Annotated in this window: 10 protein-coding genes; 8 read left to right on the top strand and 2 right to left on the bottom strand. The window is 38.9% G+C overall.

Annotation, left to right across the window (positions count from 1 at the left end; translation table 11 throughout):
- The 8 genes from BM179_RS20195 to BM179_RS20160 form a co-directional block, all read left to right on the top strand.
- The coding region (locus tag BM179_RS20195; protein ID WP_177219465.1) for an Ig-like domain-containing protein at nucleotides 1-4,251 on the top strand (4,251 nt) is incomplete at its 5' end.
- A 168-nt stretch (nucleotides 4,252-4,419) separates the two neighbouring features.
- Nucleotides 4,420-7,644 carry a TonB-dependent receptor gene (locus BM179_RS20190; RefSeq protein WP_092018985.1) on the top strand — a complete coding sequence of 1,075 codons (3,225 nt, stop codon included), beginning with the start codon at nucleotides 4,420-4,422 and terminating at the stop codon, nucleotides 7,642-7,644.
- Between the two features lie 44 nt (nucleotides 7,645-7,688).
- Nucleotides 7,689-9,041: an alkaline phosphatase family protein gene (locus BM179_RS20185; RefSeq protein WP_092018984.1), complete on the top strand. Its 1,353-nt coding sequence runs from the start codon at nucleotides 7,689-7,691 to the stop codon at nucleotides 9,039-9,041.
- Between the two features lie 305 nt (nucleotides 9,042-9,346).
- A complete protein-coding gene (locus BM179_RS20180) occupies nucleotides 9,347-9,952 on the top strand; it encodes an RNA polymerase sigma factor (protein ID WP_092018983.1) in 606 nt (201 codons plus the stop codon).
- Between the two features lie 265 nt (nucleotides 9,953-10,217).
- Entirely contained in the window at nucleotides 10,218-11,339 is a 1,122-nt protein-coding gene (locus tag BM179_RS20175) for a FecR family protein (protein ID WP_092018982.1), read from the top strand.
- A 255-nt stretch (nucleotides 11,340-11,594) separates the two neighbouring features.
- Nucleotides 11,595-15,005 (top strand): SusC/RagA family TonB-linked outer membrane protein, encoded by a 3,411-nt coding sequence (locus BM179_RS20170; RefSeq protein ID WP_229632993.1) that lies wholly within the window; start codon nucleotides 11,595-11,597, stop codon nucleotides 15,003-15,005.
- Between the two features lie 132 nt (nucleotides 15,006-15,137).
- Nucleotides 15,138-16,658 carry a RagB/SusD family nutrient uptake outer membrane protein gene (locus BM179_RS20165; protein ID WP_177219464.1) on the top strand — a complete coding sequence of 507 codons (1,521 nt, stop codon included), beginning with the start codon at nucleotides 15,138-15,140 and terminating at the stop codon, nucleotides 16,656-16,658.
- 97 nt (nucleotides 16,659-16,755) lie between these two features.
- Nucleotides 16,756-19,980, top strand: coding sequence for a VCBS repeat-containing protein (locus tag BM179_RS20160; protein ID WP_177219463.1), 3,225 nt, complete (start codon nucleotides 16,756-16,758; stop codon nucleotides 19,978-19,980).
- Between the two features lie 138 nt (nucleotides 19,981-20,118).
- Here the strand turns inward: BM179_RS20160 and BM179_RS20155 are convergent, their stop codons facing one another.
- Together BM179_RS20155 and BM179_RS20150 are read right to left on the bottom strand one after the other, a co-directional pair.
- Nucleotides 20,119-21,099 (bottom strand): 3-keto-disaccharide hydrolase, encoded by a 981-nt coding sequence (locus BM179_RS20155; RefSeq protein ID WP_229632992.1) that lies wholly within the window; start codon nucleotides 21,097-21,099, stop codon nucleotides 20,119-20,121.
- A gap of 130 nt (nucleotides 21,100-21,229) precedes the next feature.
- Nucleotides 21,230-24,847 carry a BamA/TamA family outer membrane protein gene (locus tag BM179_RS20150; protein ID WP_092018979.1) on the bottom strand — a complete coding sequence of 1,206 codons (3,618 nt, stop codon included), beginning with the start codon at nucleotides 24,845-24,847 and terminating at the stop codon, nucleotides 21,230-21,232.
- Nucleotides 24,848-24,932: the final 85 nt, after the last annotated feature.

Raw genomic sequence — 24,932 nt, 5'->3', positions numbered from 1 at the left:
ACTACTACGCATGCTCAACTGGAATATGCAAAAGAGAAATGTTTGGGTACAGAGGTTCTGCCAATTAGTTACGAACCAAAAGGGGGGAGTTTTTCAGTCAATTCTACAGAAGCAATAATCGACTCCCAAACAGGAAAACTGGAGACTAACCAAGGTGGAACTTTCCAAATCACCTATAGCGTGAATGATAATTGCGGAATCAGTAAAGCTGTTTCAGAAATTGCTATAATCTCAGTTGAAGCACCAACGGCCCTGGGAGCAAAAGCCTGTTTAGGTTCTCAGGTTAGCTTGATTGCTTCAGGTTGTGAGAATGGAGGATTATTATGGTTTGAGGAAAATGGGACAAGTGTTGATATGCCGATAACCTTCAGCAAATCTGTGAATTATTATGCAAAATGCCGGAAAGGGGAATGCCTGAGTGAAAAGAGTAATCTGGTGAGTATCGAGGAAACCACTACTACGCATGCGCAACTGGAATATGCAAAAGAGAAATGTTTAGGTTCAGAAGTTCTGCCAATTAGTTACGAACCTAAAGGTGGGATTTTCACGGTAAATTCCACGGAAGCAAGCGTTGATTCCCGGACAGGAAAACTGGAGACTAACCAAGGTGGAACTTTCCAAATCACCTATAGCGTGAATGATAATTGCGGAATCAGTAAAGCTATTTCAGAAATTGCTATAATCTTAGTAGAAGCACCAATAGTTATAGGAACAAAAGCCTGTTTAGGTTCTCAGGTTAGTCTGACTGCTTCAGGTTGTGAGAATGGAGCATTATTATGGTTTGAGGAAAATGGGACAAGTGTTGATATGCCGATAACCTTCAGCAAATCTGCCAATTATTATGCAAAATGCCTGAAAAGGGAATGCCTGAGTGAGAAGAGTAATCTGGTGAGTATTGAGGAAACCACAACTACGCATGCTCAGCTGGAATATGCAAAGGAAGCATGTATAGGGGCTACAATATTTCCTCAAAGCTTCGAGCCCGTTGGAGGAACTTTTGTCCTGATTTCCGGTAATGCTTCTGTTGATCCTCAGACGGGAAAGCTAGAGCCATTAAATTCCGGAGTTTTTACAGTGGAATATGTTTTGAATGGGGATTGCGGAGGAGATAAAGCTTCCACAAATATTCTGGTGAATCCCTTGCCTGTTGCGAATGCAGGAGCAGGAGGCACCCTTTCTCCTTCTCAGGTTTATGATTTGGCCTCAGTACAGACGGCCTCCGGAGGTACAGCTCCTTATTCTTTTGAGTGGACTGCCTCTCCAAATGTTACCATTTCACCCAATGCACAAAGTTCTAATCCTAAATTTACCGGATTTACCACCCCTGATCTGATTAAACTAAAAATAATAGATTCAAAAGGTTGTCAGGCTTCTGCTACAGCAAGTATCGGAGTTCGGAATTGTGATTTGCAGGTTCAGATTCTGAGTAAAGGAAGTCTTTGCGGTAATTCGGGTAATAATGAGGTTATTTTATCCCCTTCAGTTACATCCGGAATCGCTCCGTTTTCTTATAAATGGCTTAAAAGTCAGAATATTATCAGCCAAAACCAGACCTTGTCTGTAAATGATCCCGGTGAATATATACTGGAGGTTGAAGATGCTGCTGGTTGTCAGGGAAAATCGGGTATTACCGTGAGTCGATCGACTCTCTCGAAACCTGTTGTAGCCTCCGAAACAGTAAAAGGCTCAGGTTCTGTCACACTGGTTGCGACTAATTGTAATGGCTCTGGAGTTAATTGGTATGATGTCAATCTTCAATTTCTGATCAACTCATTTACATACAGCACTCCGGAAATAACAAGCCCTGCCAAATATTATGCCCAATGCGTAGGGGATGGCTGTTTAAGTGAATTAACAGAAGTAAATGTGTTTTTTATACCAGCTCCACAAGCTCCTCAGGTAAAATCCGCCATTGTTTGTGGTTCAGGAAATATGGCTTCATTATCTGCCAGCAGTTGTGCGGGTGAAATCAACTGGTATTGGGCAATAAAAGACGAAAAACCATTTAGCAAAGACTTTTCTATCATGGTCGGACCGATTACCATAAGCTCAGATGTTTATGTTGAATGTATTGTAAATGGAGTTCCCAGTCCGAGAGTAAGAGGTTTTATTACCCTGAAAGATTTTCCTGATAACAGAACAGAAGTACTTGGAAATACTGAAATATGCGAGGGGAGTTTTGCTGTAATCAGGGCAAGTGGTTCAGCCGAAATTAAAGCTTACCAATGGAAAAAAGAAGGAAGAATCATAGATGGAAATCAAAGAGAATTTATAGCAAGGGAATCAGGTAATTATTCAGTGATAGTGTCGAGTGATGGTTGTACGGCTGAATCTCCGCAGGTAAGAATCAACGTGGTACAAAAGCCTGCTTCTCCTTCTATTTTTGCAGAAGGTAAATCTACAGTTTGTGAGGGGAATAGTGTGAATATTAAGGCTGTTGTACCTTCAGACAGCAGGGAAAACAGATGGTATAAAGACGGAAGGCTTATTAGTTATTATGAAAATATTGCCACCGGAGAATCCGGCCGGTATGAATTAATAGTGGTGAATTATCTGGGGTGTACATCTAACGCATCTAATCCTGTTCTTGTCAATATATTACCAAAACCTGCTGCGCCTCAGATTATTATAAATGGAAACGATAAGTTCTGTAGTGACGGAGTCAGCCCGGAGCTGACAACTAATTTTGCCTATGGATATGAATGGAATAGTAAAAACGGATTAAAATCTCAATCCAGAAGTATTAAAGCAGGTAATAAATCCGATTGGTTCAGCCTTACGATCAAAGATGGGAATGGTTGTATTTCTCATGAAAGTTCGAAAGAAATAATCGTTTTTCCATTACCTCATAAACCTGAAATCAACAGTATTGGCAAACCTGAAATATGTGTTGGAGAAAAACTGACAATCAGAACGGATTCCTTGCCTGAAATAACCTATTTATGGTCGGATCATGGAAAAAACCACTTTGAAAATGTTATTTCCGGTCAGAAAAGTGGCTTTGAAAGTATCAGCCTCAGCATAAAAGATCTCAATAATTGCATCTCTCCGGTTTCTGAAAACTTAATTGTTAAAATCAATCCACTGCCTTCAAAACCTATTATTTCAGCCAATCATAGCCTGGATCTGTGTGATGGAGAAGCAATGAAATTGTATTCCGCTGAAGCATTTAAATATCATTGGAATACAGGAGATACAATTCGTGCAATTATTGTTGAAAAAGCCGGGAAATACAGCCTTTTTACAGAAAATGTATTTGGCTGCAAATCTGAGGTTTCAGATTCTGTATCAGTAATTGTACGTGGAAAACCCCAAAAACCAAAAGTGACTGTCAGAGGCGATCTGAATTTTTGTGAAGATGGCAGAAAAACCATACTGTTATCCAGTCCCGGGCTTTATTATAAATGGAATACCGGAGATTCAGCACAGGCTATTTCTGTCGGAACGAGCGGGAAATATGTACTAAGTATTGGAAACGAATATAATTGCTGGTCAGTTTTATCAGATACCATAAAGATTATTACCTATCCTTTACCAGGCAGACCTGTCATCTCTGTAATGGGAGATAAAACCTTTTGCGCTGACAGCAAGACAATACTTTCCTCAACAGAAGAACAGGAATATTTGTGGAATAATGGCAATACCAGTCGGAAAATTGTTGTGAACAAAAGTGGTAATTACTCATTAATAGTTACAAATAAATTTGGCTGCAGGTCACTCAAATCAGAAGATATTCAAATTGAAGTAAAAACATTACCACTTTCTCCGGCTTTATCAGTGATCGGAGTATATAATCTGGAAGCAAAATCTGCGGAAGAGGGAAATGGTTATGAATGGAAATTTGAAGACAGACTGCTGGAAGACACCAGTTCGGTAGTGAAAGTTGTTGAAACCGGAATATATACAGCAAGAAAGAAGAAAGCATATATGCTTTCAGAAAATAATATGCTTACCTGTTATTCATTTCCATCGGTTATTAAATATGTAAATAAGTATGCTTCGGAAAGAGAATGGTTTATTTATCCGAATCCAAATCCGGGCGACAAAGTGATTATAGAAACTCCGGATAATCTGGAAAATGTCAGAATCTTAATTTATGATTTCCACGGAAAATTACATTTGGATGGTTTTGTCGAAAAGCTTGACAGACGTTATGCATTATTAATAAATGAGCTGACAACAGGACAATATATATTAAAACTTATCTCTCCTGAATTTGAAGCAGCAAAATTGTTTTATGTTATTAAATAACTTTAAAATCTGACATTAAGTTTTAAAAAAGTAGCCTGGAATAAATTAGAATGAACTGCAAATTAAATATACATAGGGTAACACAAAGATAATATCCTATAAAAAGGCAGGTAATTTTGAGAGGGTAGATTTGTTTGAAACTATCTTCAATTTAATCAATTTCACAAAATGCCTACATGTACAATTTGTTTTTCAGGAATCAAAATTCCCGGAAAAGTTCTGTTTTTTTTGCTGCTGAGTTTATTTTCATTAAAGTCATTTTCACAAGGTACTGATGCCACAATTACCGGAAAAGTGTTTGATGAAAAGGGAGAATTAATTCCAGGTGCTACTGTAAGAGTAAAAAATGAATCGACAGGTTTTCAAACCGGAACTATTACAAACAGCCAGGGAGAATATCAGCTTCAGCAGCTGCCTTTGGGGAAACCGTATTCAGTAACGATTTCTTTTATTGGATACCAACCTCAGAAACTCTCTAATTATGCGCTGAATCAGGGAGATTTATTAAGAATTGATGCTACCCTGAAACCGGGAAATACCGAATTGGCGGAAGTAATTGTGAGTGCCAATTCATTTGTGAACAAAGAAACTGAAAGAGCCGGAGCTGCAATTGCCGTAACTTCTCTTCAAATGAAACAATTACCAATGGAGGGGAGAAACTTTACTGCTTTAACAGCGCTTTCTCCTCTTCAGGGTAAAGACGGAAGTTTTAGCGGTCAAAGGTCTTCTTCAACCAATGTGACGCTTGATGGAGTTAATGCCAGAAATATGTACACAAATGGTGCTATCGGAAATGGTCCATATACTATTTCCCAGGAAGCTATTCGTGAATACCAGGTTTCAACAAACAATTATGATGTAACTCAGGGACGTCAGGGTGGGGGATCTCTGAATGCGGTTACCAAAAATGGTACAAATACCATGGAAGGTTCTGCATTTTTTTATCAGAGGGCTAATCAGGCCACTTTTTTAGGAAATAAATTATTCCCGATGGCCAGTGAATACAATATCAACGGAACACCCAGAACTACCGTGTTTGATCAGAAACAATATGGTTTTTCTTTAGGAGGAGCATTCATCAAGGATAAATTACATTACTTCGTGGCATTTGACCGCCAGAATGAAACCATACCTTATCAGATTGCACCTGTATATGATAGAGTTCAGGAACAGAATTATGGTATCTCAAAGGAAAACCTTGATAAATTAATTCAGGTTGCCAGAGAGAAATACGGTATGAAAAACACACAACAATATGGCGATTTTTCAAGAGAAACTGTAGCAAATGCTTTGTTTGCACGTATCGACTGGCAAATTAATGAAAAGAATAAACTGACTTTCCGTAACAACCTGACTACCTGGCTGAGTCCGAATTCTACTTCTGATAACTCTAATATCAACTTATTGGAAAGCTGGATTGGATTCCAGTCAACAGAAAACAGCTCATTACTTTCACTAAGGTCTTCTTTAGGTACTGACATTACCAATGAATTGAAAGTTCAGTATCAGAATGTATCAAGAGATTACATTGTCAATTCTGATCTGCCGTCTGCAAATATTCCAAGAGCAATTATTACCGTGAAATCAGCTATTCCGACTGAAGCCAATCCTAATGCTTCTCAAACTAAAACGGTTCAGTTTGGTGGTCAGCGTTTTGGAACAGAAAGCACAAAAGATGAGACGATTCAACTTGCCAATACCACTTATTTAAGAAGAGGAAATCTGAATTTTAAATTTGGAACAGATAACATGCTGACATTTCTGAACTCCAAAATTGTAAATGAAATGAATGGCCGCTTTTTCTTTTCAAGTTTGCAGGATTTCATCGACATGAAACCGAGCAGATATGCCAGAGAAGTACCCCTGGTTGATCCTGCTGTAAAACAATCGTTGCTTGATCTGGCAGTTTTTGCACAGGTAGATTTTACGCCGTTTAATAATGTAACAGCAATGGCCGGATTGAGATATGATGCTACGATCTTTTTTAAGCAAGGAGATGCCAACCCGATTACAGAAAGCAAATTGTCGATTAAAACCAATAATAAACTTGCTGATTACAATAATATTCAGCCTCGTTTGCAGCTTACCTGGGATATCAACGGAAGACAAAAGGACATTTTGAAATTTGGCGGCGGGATTTTCTCGGCTCAGCCTGTTTCCTACCTTCAGTTAAATAATATCCAGAATAGCGGGACAATGGTAGGATCAATTGACATATCAGGTGCCGGAGTTCCTAAACCGGATTTCGTTTCATACAGAAATAATCCTTCTACTGCGCCGGGTATTCCTAACGGAGCAAGCTATGTTTCTACTATCAATGCTGTAAGTGACGATTTTCAGGTACCGTCTATTTATAAACTCAATTTATCATATAACCGCTTTTTCAGTTCAAGATTCAGAGCAGGCGTTAACCTTCTCTGGTCGAAAACTGTAAATAATTATGTTTATTATGATCGCAATATTGTGGATCAGCCGTATTTCCGTTTGAGCAATGAAGGAAACAGAGGGGTTTATGTACCTGCTGAAACGATTCCTGCCAATGGAGCAACTGACTGGACAAAAGGCCGTAAAACAGATGCGATAGGAAGGGTATTGGAGCTGGAATCTTCAGGGGTACTGAATCAGTGGGCTGTAGTACTGGAAGCAAGTATGAAATTGGGAACCGATGGTTATTTTACGGTAAGTTATACTAAAAATGATACCAAAGATAACTCCTCTTTCAACTGTTGTGTAGCGAATACTTCTACTTTCCGACCAGTTGTGGATGATCCGAGAGACCAGAGTGTTTCCTATTCTGATGATCACTTTTCTGATAAACTGGTTATTTCTGCAGCAACTCCTACCATTAAAGGATTCCAGCTTGGTGCAATTTTTAATGGGGTTGGCGGAACCCGTTATTCGTTTCTCGTAGGAGGAAATAAAAGTATTAATGGTGACTTTGTACTAACAAATGATCTTGCCTATGTTTTTGATCCGAATGACCCAAAAGTTCCCGAAAGCATCAGAAAAGGGATGCAGGCTTTATTGGATAATCCTGATATTACGCAAAGTGTGAAAGATTATATCAGAAGCAATGTAGGAAGGGTGGCAGAGCGTAATGGTGGTATTAACCCATTCTACTATAAAATTGATTTAAGATTAACCAAAGACTTCAGAATTCAAAAGAGACATAACCTTTCTCTTTCTGCTGACTGTTTTAACTTCCTTAATTTAATTGATAAAAACCTCGGGGTAAGTTACAATCATGGTAATATCAACTTGCTGACAATGACCGCATTCGATCAGGCTACAAAAAATTATGTCTATAATGTTGAAAGTGGTGCAGGTCTGAAAATTTCCAGTGCTGGTGGAACTCCGTGGAGAATCCAGTTGGGCTTGAGATACTCATTCTAATGTTGATTTACAGTTTTATTGTAAAAATTTAATTATTCAGATCTATGAAGCTTTTTCATAAACTTTTGTTTTTCATAATATTTGCCTCTTTTGCTGCCAATGCACAAAAGTCGAAATATGTAGTAATGATCAGCATTGACGGTTTTCGTCCTGATTTTTACCGGAACGATGAGTGGCCAACTCCGAATTTGAAAGAAATGGCTGCTATGGGTGCTTCTGCAAATGGTGTGAGAAGTGTTTTTCCAAGTGTTACCTATCCTTCACATACTACAATTATTACCGGAGTATTGCCTGTTAAACATGGTATTTTTCATAATACACCATTTGAACCAACAGGACAGACAGGACGCTGGAACTGGGATTCCAAATTGATAAAAGCCGAAACAATCTGGGATGCTGCCCGGAAAAAAGGCCTTAAAACTGCCTCTGTGCATTGGCCGGTTACACTCGGAGCTACCAGTATCGACTATAATGTCCCTGAAACATTCAGAGATGACAAGGGACCGGATCCTATCATTCAGATGAGACAAATGACAACTCCTAAAGGTCTGTTTGAAGAAATAGAGCTGAATGCGACCGGAAAGCTGACTGGTAAGAATATGAATAGTGATTTTTTGGCAATGGACGAAAATATTTCAAGAATGGCCGCCCATATTATCGAAAATTACAAACCGAATCTGATTACAGTTCATATGTTCAATGTTGATCATTTTGAGCATAAAGAAGGAAGAAGCGGATCGGGTGTATCAAAAGCAGTGGCTAATGTTGATAATGCTATCGGACGAATTGTGGAGGCCACAGAACGTGCCGGAATAAAGGATAGTACCACCTTCCTTATTGTAGGAGATCATGGTTTTGTAGATATTCATTCTCAGCTTGCTCCTAATGTCTGGCTGGTGAAAGCAGGTCTGATGGAAAAAAGAAAAGACAGAGGAAACTGGAAAGCCACCTTTCTTCAACAGGGAGGAATGGCATTTTTGTATCTGAAGGATAAGAATGATGAACAGACTTTTAAACAGGTTCAGGGCATTTTACAAAACCAGCCTGAATCAGTAAAGAAGATGTTTAAGGTAATTCCCCAGAAAGAACTAGCTGCAATCGGGGCTGACCCTGAAGCAAAACTGGCAATTACAGGTGTTCAGGGATTTACTTTTACAGACTCTTTCGAGGAACCTTTCCTGAAACCCGTAAAAGGAGGAACACATGGTTTTTTCCCGGATTTCTTTGAAATACAGACAGGGTTCATTGCATATGGAGCAGGAATAAGGCCCAAAACGACCATTCCGGTAATGGGACTTGAGGATATTACACCCCTGGTGCTTCAATTATTAAATCTTCAGATCAATAACCTGGATGGAAGCCTGTATCCGGGATTATTGAAAACCTCAGATAAATAGTATTTTTCTGCTGTAAAAAACTAAGGTTTTATTCAAAGGCAAAGCGGTAAGCTGTTTGAATCCGGTAAGCTCCTTAGGGGTCGGGATTTAAACAGCTTACCGCTTTAAAATAATTCATTATTGTATCTTTTTGATTCAATAGGAATGTAAAAAATGTAAGCTCCCGAACGGGACTTTTTGAAAGCTTTCAGGCTGATTTTTAGGAAATTATCTAAAAAACTTCAAAGGAGGGTACAGCGAATGGTAATAAATCAATAAAAAGTATTTTAATTTGTAGTCAAAATTCTATTTGTGAGGTTTAGTCTATGAATTTATCTGAACTCAATTCAGGAACATCAAATGATAATTTGCTTTGGAAGCAATTTCTTTCCGGGGACAGAGTCGCCTTTGAGAAATTGATGACTTCGCATTTTAGTGTTTTGTTTCATTATGGAACGAAGTTTTCTAAGGATAAAGAGTGGATAAAAGATTGCATTCAGGATTTGTTTTTACAGCTTTGGGAGAGACGTTCAAATTTAAGTGAGGATATTGCGGTAAAACCATATCTGATGGCTTCTTTACGCAGAAGAATGCACAGAACTATGTCTCATATCCGTCTTTCTGATGATACCCCTGAATCAAACCAGCATCTTTTTGAAATAGAATTTTCAATAGAAGATAAATTTATCCAGACGGAATCTTCTCATGTACAAAGTCAGCGGATTAAATTGTTATTAGACTCTCTTCCCAAGAGACAGAAAGAAGTTATCTATCTCAAATTTTTTCAGGACATGGATCGTGAACAAATCGCCACGATCATGGAAATTGCCCCTCAGACGGCCTCCAACCTTCTTCAAATGGCCATAAAACAGTTGAAAATTCACTGGAAAGCTGAATTTATCACCTTATTTCTGCTCTTTTTTTTCTTTTGATATTCAGATGATTATGGGATACTCTTCAGATAATTTAAATTTTTAAAGAAAAAGTTTGAAAATTTATGGTATCTGAGTCGCAATTATGTCTATCGCTATATAGAAGGCCAAATTGCTGACCAAAAAAGATCCGTGAGAAAAACATATTACAAATAAATTGAGTACAGGTACAACATATAAATGGGTCGCACAGACAGACTTTCGGATTTAAAGAAAATAGCAAGGCGTTCCATCTGATAATAAATTAAAAACTGAGCATAATCAGATGAAAAAGTATTTGGAATATGATATAGAGGATTTTGTCTGGGATGATTATTTCCGTCAATGGGTTTTGATTCCTACCAGAGAATCGGATAATTTCTGGAAAAACTGGATAGTGCAGTATCCTGAAAAAGCGAAGCTGATTGAAGATGCCAGAACGCTTGTAAAGGCTCTTAAAGTAAATGAGCAATCATTGAGCGATCAGGAAATTCAGAATGTGGTTCGCCATACCCTGGAATTAGCTGAAGAAAAGGAGGCTGCTGAGAATTTCGAACAGCCTGGTTTTATCAGCATCAATCGTAAATTCTGGATTCAGGCTGCCGCTGCAGTTGCTATTTTAGTTGGGCTCAGCTGGGGTGTAAAAACGAATTTTGTTCCGAAAAATTCTGTAAATGTTTCTTATGAAAAACTGGTTTCTAATACTTCCAGTCTATTGACAGAAACACTTAATGAACATGAAAACCCGCTTCCGGTAAAATTGAGTGACGGAAGTTTGGTCATACTGACAAAAGGAAGCCGGATCAGTTATCCTAAAACCTTTTCAGGTTCAAAAAGAGAGGTTTTTTTATCAGGTGAAGCTTTTTTTGAAGTAACTAAAAACCCTGAAAAACCATTTCTTGTATATGCAAATGGTTTGATTACCAAAGTTTTAGGTACAAGTTTTAGAGTAAGGGCATATGAGAGTGATAAGGATGTTACGGTAGAAGTAAAAACAGGAAGGGTTTCAGTTTTTGCACAGTCTGACCCCAAAATAAAAGAAAAAGCCACTAACCGGGAACTAGAAGGTGTTGTTTTGACACCAAATCAGAAAATAATTTATGCCAGAGAAGATGTCAGACTGACCAAGTCGCTGGTTGAAGCTCCGGTAATGATTGCTACAGAGAAAAGTAAACAATCATTTGAATTTGAAGATACTCCTGTAAGCGAAGTACTTCTTGCCATCGAAAAAGCTTATAGTGTGGATATTGTATTTGATGAAGAATTATTGGCTAACTGCCCTTTGACAGCATCTCTTACAGATTTACAATTGTTCGAAAAGTTAAATATTATCTGTAAGGGGGTGGAAGCAAGATATGAAATACTGGATGGCCAGATTGTTATCTACAGTAAGGGATGTAAACAATAATTTCAGTGCTGATTCTGACCCGAATAACTAATATAATTTTACCCAAATTTGTGAAAAAAGGAACCTTTTAAACAATTTTAGCTTCATGAGAAAATAAAAAAACAGTAACTCCTTCCCCAAAAAAAAGTCGGCAATGTTCCAGCATCACCGACTCAGTAAAATTCCCCAATTGGTTGCAGCCAAGTGACATTCTATATGCTTAGAATGCGGGGAGCGTTTTGCCCAAATTCATGTTAAACAAAACATTTCAAATGTATGAAAAAAACATTACAAATCCATAAGTTACTACTTACGGCTATGAGAATTACACTCACTCAGGTTTTTCTTGCGGTTTGCCTTGTTGGATCAACCTTCGCTAACGACAGTAAGGCTCAATCGGTACTTAACCAAAGAATTACTTTACAGGAAAAAGAGCTGGAGGTTAGAAAAGTTCTTAATCAGATTGAGAAACAAACCGATGTGAAGTTTGTCTTCAGTTCAAAATTGATCCAGTCTAGCCGCAAACTCAAAGTTGACTATCAGAATGAACAATTATATAAAGTATTGGACAATCTTCTCAGACCTCTTCGTCTGACGTATGAAGTTTCAGGAAATATAGTGATTATCAATAGATTGGAAGGGAAACCTTCTGCCATGACTGAAGAGACAAAAGAAGAAACTTCAGTGCTGGAAGCTAATGAACAGACTGTTACCGGAAAAGTAGTAGATGAAAACGGAGAAGCTCTTCCAGGTGTAACGGTTTTGGTAAAAGGTTCTTCAAAAGGTACAAATACCGATTCGAAAGGGGTATATAAAATTGCCGTATCAGAAAATGCTGTTCTGGTTTTCAGTTTTGTCGGATTTGTAAAGCAGGAAGTTGAAGTTTCCAATAAGTCAGTTGTTAATGTTACCCTCGTAAGTGATACAAAAGCATTGGAGGAAGTTATTGTAATTGGTTATGGAACAGTTAAAAAGAGTGATTTAACAGGTTCTGTAGCTTCAATCGGTAATAAAGATATTAAAGCAATGCCTGTTGCTTCGGTTGATCAGGCATTACAGGCGCGTGCTACAGGTATTAATGTGGTGCAGGCTTCAGGAGCTCCGGGTGGAGGTTCTACAGTACGTATCCGTGGTTCGAACTCTATCAACAGTGGTTCTGAGCCTTTGTATGTAATTGATGGTTTCCCGGTTTATCCAAGTAACTCGGCGTTTAGTTCAGGTGGTGATCGTCAGCCTTCAAACATTATGGCTACAATTAACCCTGGTGATATCGAGTCTGTTGAGATTTTGAAAGATGCCTCCGCTACTTCAATCTACGGTTCACGTGGTGCGAACGGAGTTGTTTTGATTACCACAAAAAGAGGTAAATCAGGAGGAACAAAAATTGAATATGACGGTTCACAATCAATTCAGAATATCGCGAAAAATGTAGATGTATTGAATGCTTCGGATTATGCCCGTTATCAGAACCTGAGAGCTTTATCAAGAAATCAATCAATTCCTTATCCAAATCCTGAACAATTCGGACAAGGAATTAACTGGATGGATCAGATTTCCCGTCAGGGTAATATCTCAAGTCATCAGTTGACTTTCTCCGGAGGAAATGACAAGACTCAGTTTGCTTTAATGACTGGCTATTTCAAAAATAACGGTATTATTAAAAATACTGATTTTGACAGAGTTAACGTTCGTTTGAACCTGGATTCCAAGTTTTTGAATGATAAACTTCGCTCAGGAAGCAGCTTATTCTTTTCACGCAGTACAACAAATTCAATTCCGACTGACCGTGGAGGACCTGGTGGAGCGATTATTACTGCTTTAGGACAATCTCCATTGAAAGGTGTTTATAACAGCTCAGGCGGTTATCAATTGGATTCTTACGATGGCCGTTTTGACGTAAACCCATTGGCTGAAGTGCAGGAAATTATTGATAATGATAAAACAAACCGTTTCTTAGGAACAACTTATCTGCAGTATGAAATTCTGAAAGGGTTAAGTGTAAAATCAAGTTTTGGTGTTGACCTTTTAAATGCCAACAGATTTACTTTCTATAACCGTCAGACTCGTCTAGGACGTCAGAATGATGTGGAACGTACTAATGCAGATCGTGCCGTAACCAACTTCCTGAATGAAAACACCTTGTTTTATACCGGAAAAATCGGACAGGATCACAAGTTTGATGCTTTGGTAGGTTATACTTATCAGAATGATGACAACAGATTTGTAAGTGTTACATCAAGAGGATTTTTAGTAGATGATCCGAATGTTGCAAACCTTCAAAATGGTCTGAAGCCTCAGATCCCGACTTCGAGCAGAGCACAGTGGATTCTTGAATCTTATCTTGCCCGCTTAAACTATAACTATTTAGGGAAATATCTGATGACTGTGACTTACAGAAGAGATGGATCTTCTAAGTTCGGGGTTAATAACAAATGGGCGAATTTCCCTTCAGTAGCTTTAGGATGGAGAATGAAAGAAGAAGCATTTATGAAAGATTTGAATGCTTTAAGTGAAGCTAAATTCCGTGTAAGTTATGGTATCACAGGTAACTCGGAAATTCCGGTTTATCGCTCTTTAGCCGGATTTGATGTAACTAACTATATCCTGAATGGCGCATTAGTTTCAGGTCTTTCTGAAAACCGTGTAGCAAACCCTGATTTGAAATGGGAAACTACAAAACAGTTTAACGTTGGTTTTGACCTTGGTTTCTTCAATAACCGTTTGAATATTACGACTGACTACTTCTATAATACAACGCAGGATCTGTTGTTGAACGTAGCATTACCAACCAGTACAGGTTTCCGTTCAGCTTTCCAAAACTCAGGATCTTTACAGAACACAGGTTTCGAATTTGCTGCTAACTGGGTAACGATCGATTCAAAAGATCTGAAATTGACCTTGAACGGAAATATTTCATTCCTTAAAAATAAAATCACAAGTATTGGTAGTTCTGCACCATTTTATGCTGATAGCCCAAGTGGTCACCTTGGTGTATTTGGTAGCCGTGTTGAAGTGGGTTATCCTATCGGTACATGGTTTGGTTATAAGTATGCAGGATTATGGCAAAGTCAGGATGAAATCAGTAAAAATCCACACCGTCCTGATGATAAACCAGGTTATCCAAGATATACTGACGTGAATGGTGACGGACAGATTGACTTAGCTGATGTTACTTTCTTAGGTACACCGAACCCTGATTTTATCTGGGGCTTTAACGCAAGTTTGACATACAAGAAGTTTGATATCAACTTATTCTTCCGTGGATCTCAGGGTAATAAAGTAAGAAATCTTCAGCAGGCTGAAATGGCTGACGGAGTTGGTAATTACAATCAGTTAGGTAATATTCTGAAAGATTCATGGTCTCCAACCAATACCGGCGGTACACGCCCTGTAATTGATGCAACCAGAGAATTTGCGAACTATTTCCGTCGTTCAGATTATTTCATCGAGGATGGTTCATTTATCCGTTTGCAAAACGTAGCAATTGGTTACCGTTTACCGTCAACCAAATTCCTGAGAAGTGCAAGAGTATATGTAAGTGGACAAAATGTGTTCCTGATTACAAAATACACAGGATTTGATCCGGAAGTTAACAATGGAGGTCAGAACAACCTTAACCGTGGAGATGATTACGATGCTTATCCTCGTCCAAGAACATTCACAGTAGGGGTTCAATTAGGTTTTTAGACAGTGTTAAACAAATCCTTCCTCTTAAAGTTATGTTTAATATCTTTAAGAAAGGGCAGGTTTGATAGCAAAACTGTTGATATATAGAATATTAACTTCAAATTCGTAATGAAGCAAAAAACTTCTTTTAATATGAGAAATTCATTAAAACGTCCTTTGTTTTTCATGGCTTTGGCAGGAGGATTAAGCCTTCTTTCAATAGGTTGTGCCGACTTAAAAGAAACACCGGATTTTGTTAGCCCGGAAAATTTTTATAAATCTGAAGCGGACGCCGTTGCCGCAATCAACGGAGCTTACCGCCCTATAAATGACGAATGGTACGACAATCCTTATAACCGTTCAGTGTTTGATTGTGCGCTTGGAATCCAGTCTGGTTATGAAAAAGGCCCTCTTTATTATCGTCAGGGTGGCTATGTAGCCTCTGATGAATACATTGATTCATATTGGGCTCAGAACTACAGAGGTATTAACCGTACCAATATTGTTCTTGATAAATTGCCGGGTGTGAAAATGGATGATGCCGTGAAGAAGAGAATTTCCGGAGAAGCACATTTTCTGAGAGCTTTTTACTATTACTGTCTGACAGTTTATTTCGAAAATATTCCGGTAATTGATAAACCAACCAGAGAATTAGGTAATTATCCAACCAACGATGGCGGAAAGAAAAAAGCGCTTGATCTGATGATCAGCGACCTGAAGGCTGCTGAAGGAGAATTGCCTGCTACCATGACAGATGCTAATGCAGGAAGACCAACAAAATGGGCTGCTAAAACTTTGCTTTCAAAAGTTTATCTTGAATCCGGTGAATGGCAGAATGCTGCGGATAAAGCGAAAGAAGTAATCGATCAGAGCGGCTTGACTTTGTTCACTAATTTTGTGGATAATTTCTCAGTTGAGAAGAAAAATACAGGAGAACGTTTGTTTGAAATGCAGTGTAACTATGATGTTAACCCTGATATTTATCAAAACCTTCATGCACACTTTACTCCAACTGACTGGGATGGATCTGATCCGAACAGCAATGTTCCGGGTGACGGAGCAACGGCTTCAGGATGGGCAGATGCCTGGATTGTAGGTTCAAATGATTTTCGTGATATTTTTGAAGCCGGAGATAATCGTATTCCGGTAACCTTTATGGAGAAATACCGTTCTAAAAACGCAAATAACCAAATGGTATCTTACGATCGTAATGCTAAATCTCCATTTGTAGCACAAGGAAGTCCTGACAGAACGTTCAAAAACGTTATTTACCAGAAATGGATTGAATACAACATCGGTGGATGGCAGAAAACCAAGAAGAATATTACTCTTCTAAGATTGGCAGACGCATATCTTGCTCATTCTGAGGCTTGTGCAAAAGGAGCTACAGGAGATGCCTACATGGGGATTAATAAAATCAGATCACGTGCAGGACTTACTGCATTAAGCGGCCTGACAAAAGATGCTCTTGTCAATGCAACTTTAGTTGAAACACTAAGAGAGTTTGCCGGAGAAGGCTGGGCATTTCCAACACTTCGTCGTTTTGGTAAAATTGCAGAGTACACAAAAAAATACGCAGGTCGTGACGTAGATGAAACAAAATACCGCGTTTTGCCGATTCCTATTGTTGAAATTAATGCTAACCCAAAAATTAAACAAAACCAAGGTTGGTAACCTTAATTGATTGATATTGGTATAAACCCTGCAAGCTCTTTCTTGCAGGGTTTTTGTTATCTTGAAAAGTCTAATCCTTTTTGAAATGAGACAGTCCATGAAACCTTTTAAATTTCTCCTTTTTTTGCTTTTAACAAATCTTTTTTCCTGTAAAAAGCAATCGGATCTTCATTATAAAAAACTTTCACCTGATGAAACAGGAATCTCTTTTGTCAACACAATTCAGGAAAATCAATCGGTAAATATGATTGATTATGCCTATCTGTACAATGGAGGAGGGGTAGGAGCAGGAGATTTGAATGGGGACGGACTTCCTGACCTCTATTTTACCGGAAATCAGACTACCGGGAAATTATATCTGAACAAAGGAAATCTGAAATTTGAAGACATCACGAAGCCCTCAAATGTTATCTCTGATAACTGGGAAACCGGAGTCACTTTTGCAGATGTGAATGCCGATGGCTTGCTTGATATTTATGTTTGCCGGTCAGGGAATGTTCCTCCTGAACAAAGAAGAAATCTGCTCTTTATCAACCGCGGAAATAATAAAGAACAGATTCCGGTTTTTGAGGAAAAGGCTGTGGAATACGGTATTGCTGACCAGGGATATTCTACGCAGGCTGCCTTTTTTGATTATGACAAAGATGGTGATCTGGATTTGTATGTGATGAATGTAAGTAATTCAGACCGGAATCCGAATAGAATTAAAGCTATTCAGAAGGATGGAAATAGTGAAGCAAATGACCATTTGTACAGAAATGATACAAAAGATGGTAAAATTTCCTTTAAAGATGTTTCTAAAGAAGCGCATATTCTGGATGATGGCTGGGGTTTGGGGTTAGCCATTAATGATGTAAATAATGATGGCTGGGAAGATATTTTTGTTTCGAATGATTTTCTTGCCAATGATCTGCTTTACCTGAATAATCATGATGGCACTTTTACCGAAAAAAACAGGTCGGCTTTCGGGCATACCAGTCAGTTTTCAATGGGTAATGATATTGCCGATTTTAATAATGATGGCTGGATGGATATTGTAACCGCAGATATGTTACCCGGAGAGGATGAAAAGCGAAAAAAAATGGCAGGTACCTGGACTTATGAAAGTTTTGAAATGGCTATGAAAACCGGATTTACCCCGGAATATATGCGGAATACCTTACAGTTGAATAATGGGCTAAATGCGAAAGGGGAAATTTGTTTTAGTGAAATAGGGCAATTTGCCGGGATTTATGCCACCGATTGGAGCTGGTCGCCGATTCTCTCGGATTTGGATAATGATGGCTGGAAGGACTTATTTATTTCCAATGGTTACAGAAGAGATATAACGGATCTGGATTTTATTTCCTATAATGCTGAAAATCAATTTAATGATAATAAAATAAAAGAGCTGGCAAAAAAACAGCCAGACTATAAAACAGTTAATCGCCTCTTTATCAACAATAAAAATCTGGGATTTGAGGAGAAAACAAAGGAATGGGGAATTGAAGATGAATCCTTTTCTAATGGTGCTGTTACTGTTGACCTTGATAATGACGGAGACCTGGACATTGTCTGCAATAATATAGATGAACCAGCGGGAATTTATGAAAATAAAATACCGGCTTCTCCGGAAAGAAATTACCTCCATTTAAAACTGGTTGGAGACAAGCTCAATACCTTTGCAATCGGAGCAAAAGTTGAGGTTTTTTCAGGGAAAGATGTTCAAACGTATCATCATACCGTTACAAGAGGTTTTCAATCTTCAATGGATTACCGGATTCATTTCGGAGTAGGGAAAAATACGAAACTTGACTCTCTCAGAATAACCTGGACAGACGGCTCCGGGGAAGTTTTTCGGAATATTGCCGTTAATCAGACTCTGACAATCAGGAAGAAGTCTGGATTCATACTGCAACAATTTCCGGAGAATCAGTTACCTGAAAATAACCTGAATTTGTATGAAATACAGAACGAAGAAATTGTGTACAATGATTTTTCAAGAGAACCATTTCTTCTTCATAAATATTCCAATGAATCGCATAAAATAACCAAAGGAGATATTAATGGAGATGGCCTTGAAGATTTCTTCGCAGGTGGTGGACCAAATGAGTCCGGCAGATTTTTCATTCAGCAGAAAGATGGATCCTTTGAGCAGAAAAAGCTCGAAAAAGCACCTGCACTTAACGTTGATGCTGGGGTTTTGTTATTTGATGCCGATCAGGATCATGACCTTGATTTATATATTGTCAGCGGAGGAAATCAATATGAAGTGAATTCCCCGGATTATCAGGACAGGCTTTATCTGAATGATGGGAAAGGGAATTTTCTATTGTCAGCAGATGCTATTCCCAAAGAGCAATCCCCGGGTTCATGTGTGCGTGCCTGCGACTTCGATAAAGATGGCGATCTTGATTTATTTATCGGCGGAAGGCGTTCTTTGGAAAAATACCCTTTGGCAGGCCGGAGCTTTTTACTTGAAAATAAGAATGGCAGATTCAGTGATATTACACCTGAAGCATTGAAACAGGTTGGATTGGTTACAGATGCTGTCTGGACAGATTTTGACGGAGATCATCAAAATGATCTGATTGTTGTAGGGGAATTTATGAACCCGGTTGCTTTTAAAAATTCGAGAGGTAAACTTTCGGAAAAAGTACTTTTGACAGAAACGAAAGGTTTTTGGAATTGTATTCAGGGAGCAGACTTTGATGGTGACGGAGATATTGATTATATAATCGGAAATTATGGATTAAATAACAGATTCGGGATTTCGACAGAAACGCCTTTGAGGGTTTATGACGGGGATTTTGACGGGAATGGAAGAAATGAACCGCTTACTACTTATTACATTAACGGCAAAGAGCGTTTAGCTCATTCAAGAGATGATTTAACCAAGCAATTAAATGGTTTTCGGAAATTTTATCCGGATTATGCCTCTTTTGCCAAAGCAGAAACGAAGGAAATTCTTGAAAAAGCGAAGTACCGTGTTTCTGAGATTAATAATTCGGCCAGCTGTTATTTTGAAAACAAAGGAAAAGGAGAATTTGAGATGAAAGTTTTACCTTCGATGGCTCAACTGGCTCCTGTAAAGGCTATTTTGACAGATGATTTTAACCATGACGGCAAAACGGATCTTTTTTTAGCCGGAAATCAATTTGGTATTGAAACATCGCTTGGCAGGCAAGATGCTTCTATGGGATTAATATTGCTCGGAGATGGAAAAGGAAGTTTTAAAGTGGTAAATCCGGTAAACACGCTGACCAAATTTTCAGGAGAAATTTATGATTTGGGAAAAATCATAAATGCTAAAGGAAAGGCTGTATATCTTGTCTCAAAATGAGTTAGTTGATATTCGGCCAGACTTTTTAAGTGTCGTAAGCAAGGGATTTTGAAATCCCTAAAGCATAAATCCATATAAAAAGCCTCTTGTATCCAATTGATACCAAGAGGCTTTTTAATTTATTCGGGCAGTTCTTGCTTATTTTGCAGGAGTAATGATGATATTACGGTACTCAACAGGACCATGGTCGCCCTGAATCAGCAACGGACCTGGTTCTCCTTCTTTACTATCAATAGCACCTCCTGTAATGCCCGGAATTTCCTGATTGCTGATCACTGTTTTGCCATTAGCTACAATAGTGATCATTCTGCCGATTAATGTTATATCATAAGTATTCCACTCACCTGCTTCTTTTGCAACCATTTCACTTGGCGTAAGAAAACCGTAAATAGCACCCATCTGATCCAAAGCAGGTTCCATTCCTTTGCTGTCTGTTACCTGCGCTTCATAACGGCCACGAAGATAGACACCGCTGTTACTGCCTTTTGGAATGCGAAATTCTACATGAAGTTTGAAATCATTGAATTTCTCGTTTGTTACAAGGTTTGCACCGGATTTCGGGCTGCGCAGAATACCGTTTTCAGCAATCCACTGATTGTTTCCTTCTGCATGCCAGGCCATCATCTGATTACCTTCGGTAAGGCGGATAGGTTTTCCCCAGACCGGTTGTGAAGTTCTGCGAAGAACAGGGGCACGTACACCTGTCCAGGTACGGGTTTTTCCATCAGCAGTGATAAGTGTTCCTGATATGGTCTCTCCCTGAACTGTACCTTCGATTTTAAGATCATTTTCTCCCTGTTCCCATTGCGGAGGGATAGCAAAGCTGAATTTATCATCTTTGAAATGCACTACAGAGATAGGACGGGCACTTCCAACGATGCAAACAAATTGTCCAACGAGCGTATGATGACCAGAGTGCCTTACTTCCAGCCAGGCTGGAGCAGGCTTTCCATCAACATTAATGGTAATATCCCAGCGTCCTTCAATTGAAGCTGCAGCAGGTTTTGCATAAAGGCTATGGCTAATCTGTACTGTAAAAACAGTCAGTAATAAGGTAAATACTACCATAAACTGGCGGCTTGAAAAACAAAGCAGTGATGTTTTTGATTTCTGGTTCATATAGATTTTGGATTTTGAAGACTTAAAATTACAATAAAAGCTGATTTGACATAGAATTTTAGCTTTAACCTTTTGAGGAATACAGGATAGTAAAGTGCAGCCTGCAGATGGCGCCTCCAGGGATTAAGATTTAAAAGAAAAAGCCCATTCTGATGATTGGAACCTTGTCTTCTTCAGACATAGAATACATCGCAGAAATGACGGCCATATTGAATGGAGCCAGCCATACCCCGCCACCATAGCCATGATGCCATTTGGTTGAATTTTCTCCTGGATTCCAAACCCTGCCAATATCGTTGAATGCAACAATGCCAAAATGCGCAGGAAACAGGTAACTTTTGATATCAAATAGTTTTAATCGTACTTCTGTGTTGTTATAAGCTGAATTTTTACCTGAAAAACGGGTTCTTCTAAAACCACGAAGATTTGTCAGCCCTCCGAGTGAATTGGCCTGATAAAATTCAAAATCAGTAAAATTGACGCCTCCCCCAAATCGTGTGGCAAAAGTAACGGTCGCTGGAAGTTTTACTGACCAGTAAAATGCAAGATCAGTTCTGAGATTGGCATAACTATCCTTGGCAAGTGCATTGATACCTCTTTGATAGGTTGAACTGAAATCCCAGTAAACCCCTCTGGTTGGGAAAACTTTATTATCCCGGGCATCAACCGTAAATCCTGTTCTGACACCAAGATAATCCTTTTCATTATAAACTTCCGAACCTACCGGAGCAAATTCATTGATATACCTGCTTGTATTTTCTTTTACTTCGAATCCGTTTTGAATTACACCATAATAGAAAACTGTTTTACCGACATTGTTTTTCAAAAAGACAGAGGTTTCATAGTTACTGTAATTTACCCGGTAATAGTCTATCTGTTTTTCTTTTATATAATTTGATTCATTACTCAAACCAAAGAAGTTGTTAGTCATGCTGGACTGCTGCAAAGTTGCTTTGATTTCCAGGTCGGTTTTACCCAGCACATCGACAAATGTACCTGCATAATACAAATTGAAGGCTCTGGTAGAAAAAGCAAAACTTCCTGATAAATTATGCTGACTTGCAAAAGGTTCTTTTCTGAATCCCTGTCTGGTTAACTGAATCCCTGTTCCGAGAAATATTCCATCATCCGGGTTATAGGCAAATGCGGCCAGGGGAGCCAATCTGTTATACTTAAATGCTTCGCGGTTATAATCGTTGATTTTGGGATCTTTATCCGAAGTAAGGTTTCTGGCTTCTGAGCCAAGATTTAAAACGGTATTTTTGGTTTTATCGTAAATCAGGGTTTTTCTCCGGAATCCGCCAATTCTGGAACTATCAGTAAATTCATCGGCTCCTTTTCCCCCGATCAATCGGAGTTTTATGGCTTTATCAGCTTCACCATAAACCCTGAATCTGTCTTCTCCGTCAAACCCCCAGACTCTTATTTCTTTGGTGAAAAGAGGATTGAAAGTCCTTTTGTATAACTCTCTTCCGGCTTCCCCTGATTTATTCTGATCTAGTACAGTAACCTCTGTTTGTCCATCCGGCATACGCTTTACCTCAATGATCTCATCCTTATCACTTCCAAGAATATCAACTTCTTTCGCCAGAAACTCATACTGCTTTTCCGCATATTGCAGCATATCATCACGCCTTTGTTTTAACTTTTCAGCAATCTCTTTGGCATGCGGATCAGGTTTTGGTAAACGGGAAACAGCAGAATCAATTATCGCATCAGTGATTTTGAACTGGAAATCTCTGGTAATTTCCTGCCAGTCATTTTGACTTAATTTCGTCAGAAATGAACGATCAAAATATCGGGCATTAAAGTTAAAACCTTCTACATCCCGGATTTTGTGATTAAATCCCTGAATTTTAGGCAGAATCCATTTTCTGGCAGCGATTGCAGGCAAAGCTCCTTCATTGATGAAAAATGCCTGATCTCTGTCACGAGGAATGGGTCTGAAAACGGAACCTTTTCCTTTCTGATCAAAACTTCCCCATCGCCACTGGTCATCATGACGATCCCAGTCGCCGATAAGCATATCAAGAAGTCTGGCCCTTAAAACTGCTTTCTGATCAACCACATTATGATTATCATCTGCAAGTTTACCAACAACTTTTATGGTAGAATAGGTTTTTTTAGCACCACCAAAACCATCATCGGGTCTTTCTTCGAAAAGAGCCAACTGGTTTGAAAACAACCTTTTATAGGGTCCTAAAGCGGTATCTTCCGGAATAACCACCAATTTAGGGTTGGTATGAGGAACCCCCGCTGCTTCAGCCAGATCCGGCACAACCAGGGCTGCAAAAGGATGCGCTGCTGAAATCTGATCTCCTACAATGTCAACTGTAAACTGACTTCTGATAGATTCCGGAACGGCTTCTTCCGGATATTTGTTGATGGACCTCGTAACATATTGTCCGCCGGAAGCTGCCTGATATCTTAAGGAAAGCGTTTGTAAACCTCCACCTTTCTGAATTACTTTTAAGCCTCCTTTTTCCTGCTGAAAATTTAGCACCGGAGCACTGACCGGAGTAGTCCAAACGTCCCGGTAATTTTTCCCCAGAATCCATTGTTTTACAGAACCGGCTTTAAATTTCGGATTCGGAATAATTTGTGAAGGAATATTTTGTCTGGCAGAAACACTGTTGGTTGCTTCAAAAGGTCTGGTAACCAGACTTATGGGGGTAGAATATAATTCCTTTCCCAATGCTCCGTCACCTTCATAAAAAATGACCTGAATTTTATCATTTTCGAGGAAATCCAGTCTGACGAAGCCTTTTGTAGAAGAAGCAAACCGGGAATCATTTCCCTTTTTTACCGGAGTGGCTTTAGATCCAGCACCTGAAGTGATGTAATTGATAGAATCTCTCACAATCAATTGCAAATTATGGTCGTGGCCATTGGCATAAATTACATTTTTATAATGTTTGAAAATACTCACCAGGCCGTCTCTCATTTCACGGTATTTGGGATGAGCAATATCCTGAATATTGCCTATCAGACTTCTGTAAAGCGGATAAATAGAACCGATTACCGGTAATGGAATATTTAAGCCTAATTCATGAAATGGCAAAAGATGGTCTTTTACCGTAAAATATCCTCCATGCAAACCATGGGAATACATTGGGTGATGACCCAGAACCAGCACTTTTTTGTGACGATTCCTGTCTAATATGTCATCTACTGCAGAGAGCATTCCCTGCAAAGATTTTACCTCACAGTCAGATTCTGCTTCCGGCTTATTCCAGGGATGAAGATACCACTGGGTATCAAGTAAAATCAGACTCAATTCTTCATTAACTGAAATTTCCTGTGGGGTAGGGCATCCGCCTTTCGGAAAGAAAACATCCTCTTTTTTCAAAAAATCACTGACAAAGTTTTCCTGATTTTTAATGTATTGCCAGCCATTTTTACCACCCTGCTGCCAATCATGGTTTCCGGGAATTATATAGGAATGTCCTTCAAAACTTTGCATTACTTTTAATTGTTCCGTTAACCTTGCTTCAGCCTCTATACGACCCGGGTTCTCAGAGTCAACCATCCCGGTCGGATAAATGTTATCGCCAAGGAAGATTAATGAACCATTTTGACCTGCTTTTTTTAACTGATTCTGAAGTGAGGTTAATACAGGATCCTTGCCATCCAATTTTGGTTCTCCATCATCTCCGATCAGGAAAACGGAATGTTTTACCGTCTGAGCCTGACTTACCTGATTGAAAAAGCAGGCAATTAAAAGAATAAATGCATAAAATTTTGTCATATGAGGAATTTGAAGCTTTTACTAAAATAATATCCGGATACTGACTCATAACAGCCCTGAGAGGTAAAAAATTTGAGATAAGGCA

Source organism: Pseudarcicella hirudinis, assembly GCF_900115665.1.
Lineage (GTDB): Bacteria > Bacteroidota > Bacteroidia > Cytophagales > Spirosomataceae > Pseudarcicella > Pseudarcicella hirudinis.
This window is presented reverse-complemented; position numbering and strand designations above follow the sequence as displayed.

Coding starts and splice junctions, on each gene's coding strand:
- BM179_RS20190 (WP_092018985.1), top strand. CDS start 4,420: ATGCCTACATGTACAATTTGTTTTTCAGGAATCAAAATTCCCGGAAAA.
- BM179_RS20185 (WP_092018984.1), top strand. CDS start 7,689: ATGAAGCTTTTTCATAAACTTTTGTTTTTCATAATATTTGCCTCTTTT.
- BM179_RS20180 (WP_092018983.1), top strand. CDS start 9,347: ATGAATTTATCTGAACTCAATTCAGGAACATCAAATGATAATTTGCTT.
- BM179_RS20175 (WP_092018982.1), top strand. CDS start 10,218: ATGAAAAAGTATTTGGAATATGATATAGAGGATTTTGTCTGGGATGAT.
- BM179_RS20170 (WP_229632993.1), top strand. CDS start 11,595: ATGAAAAAAACATTACAAATCCATAAGTTACTACTTACGGCTATGAGA.
- BM179_RS20165 (WP_177219464.1), top strand. CDS start 15,138: ATGAGAAATTCATTAAAACGTCCTTTGTTTTTCATGGCTTTGGCAGGA.
- BM179_RS20160 (WP_177219463.1), top strand. CDS start 16,756: ATGAAACCTTTTAAATTTCTCCTTTTTTTGCTTTTAACAAATCTTTTT.
- BM179_RS20155 (WP_229632992.1), bottom strand. CDS start 21,099: ATGAACCAGAAATCAAAAACATCACTGCTTTGTTTTTCAAGCCGCCAG.
- BM179_RS20150 (WP_092018979.1), bottom strand. CDS start 24,847: ATGACAAAATTTTATGCATTTATTCTTTTAATTGCCTGCTTTTTCAAT.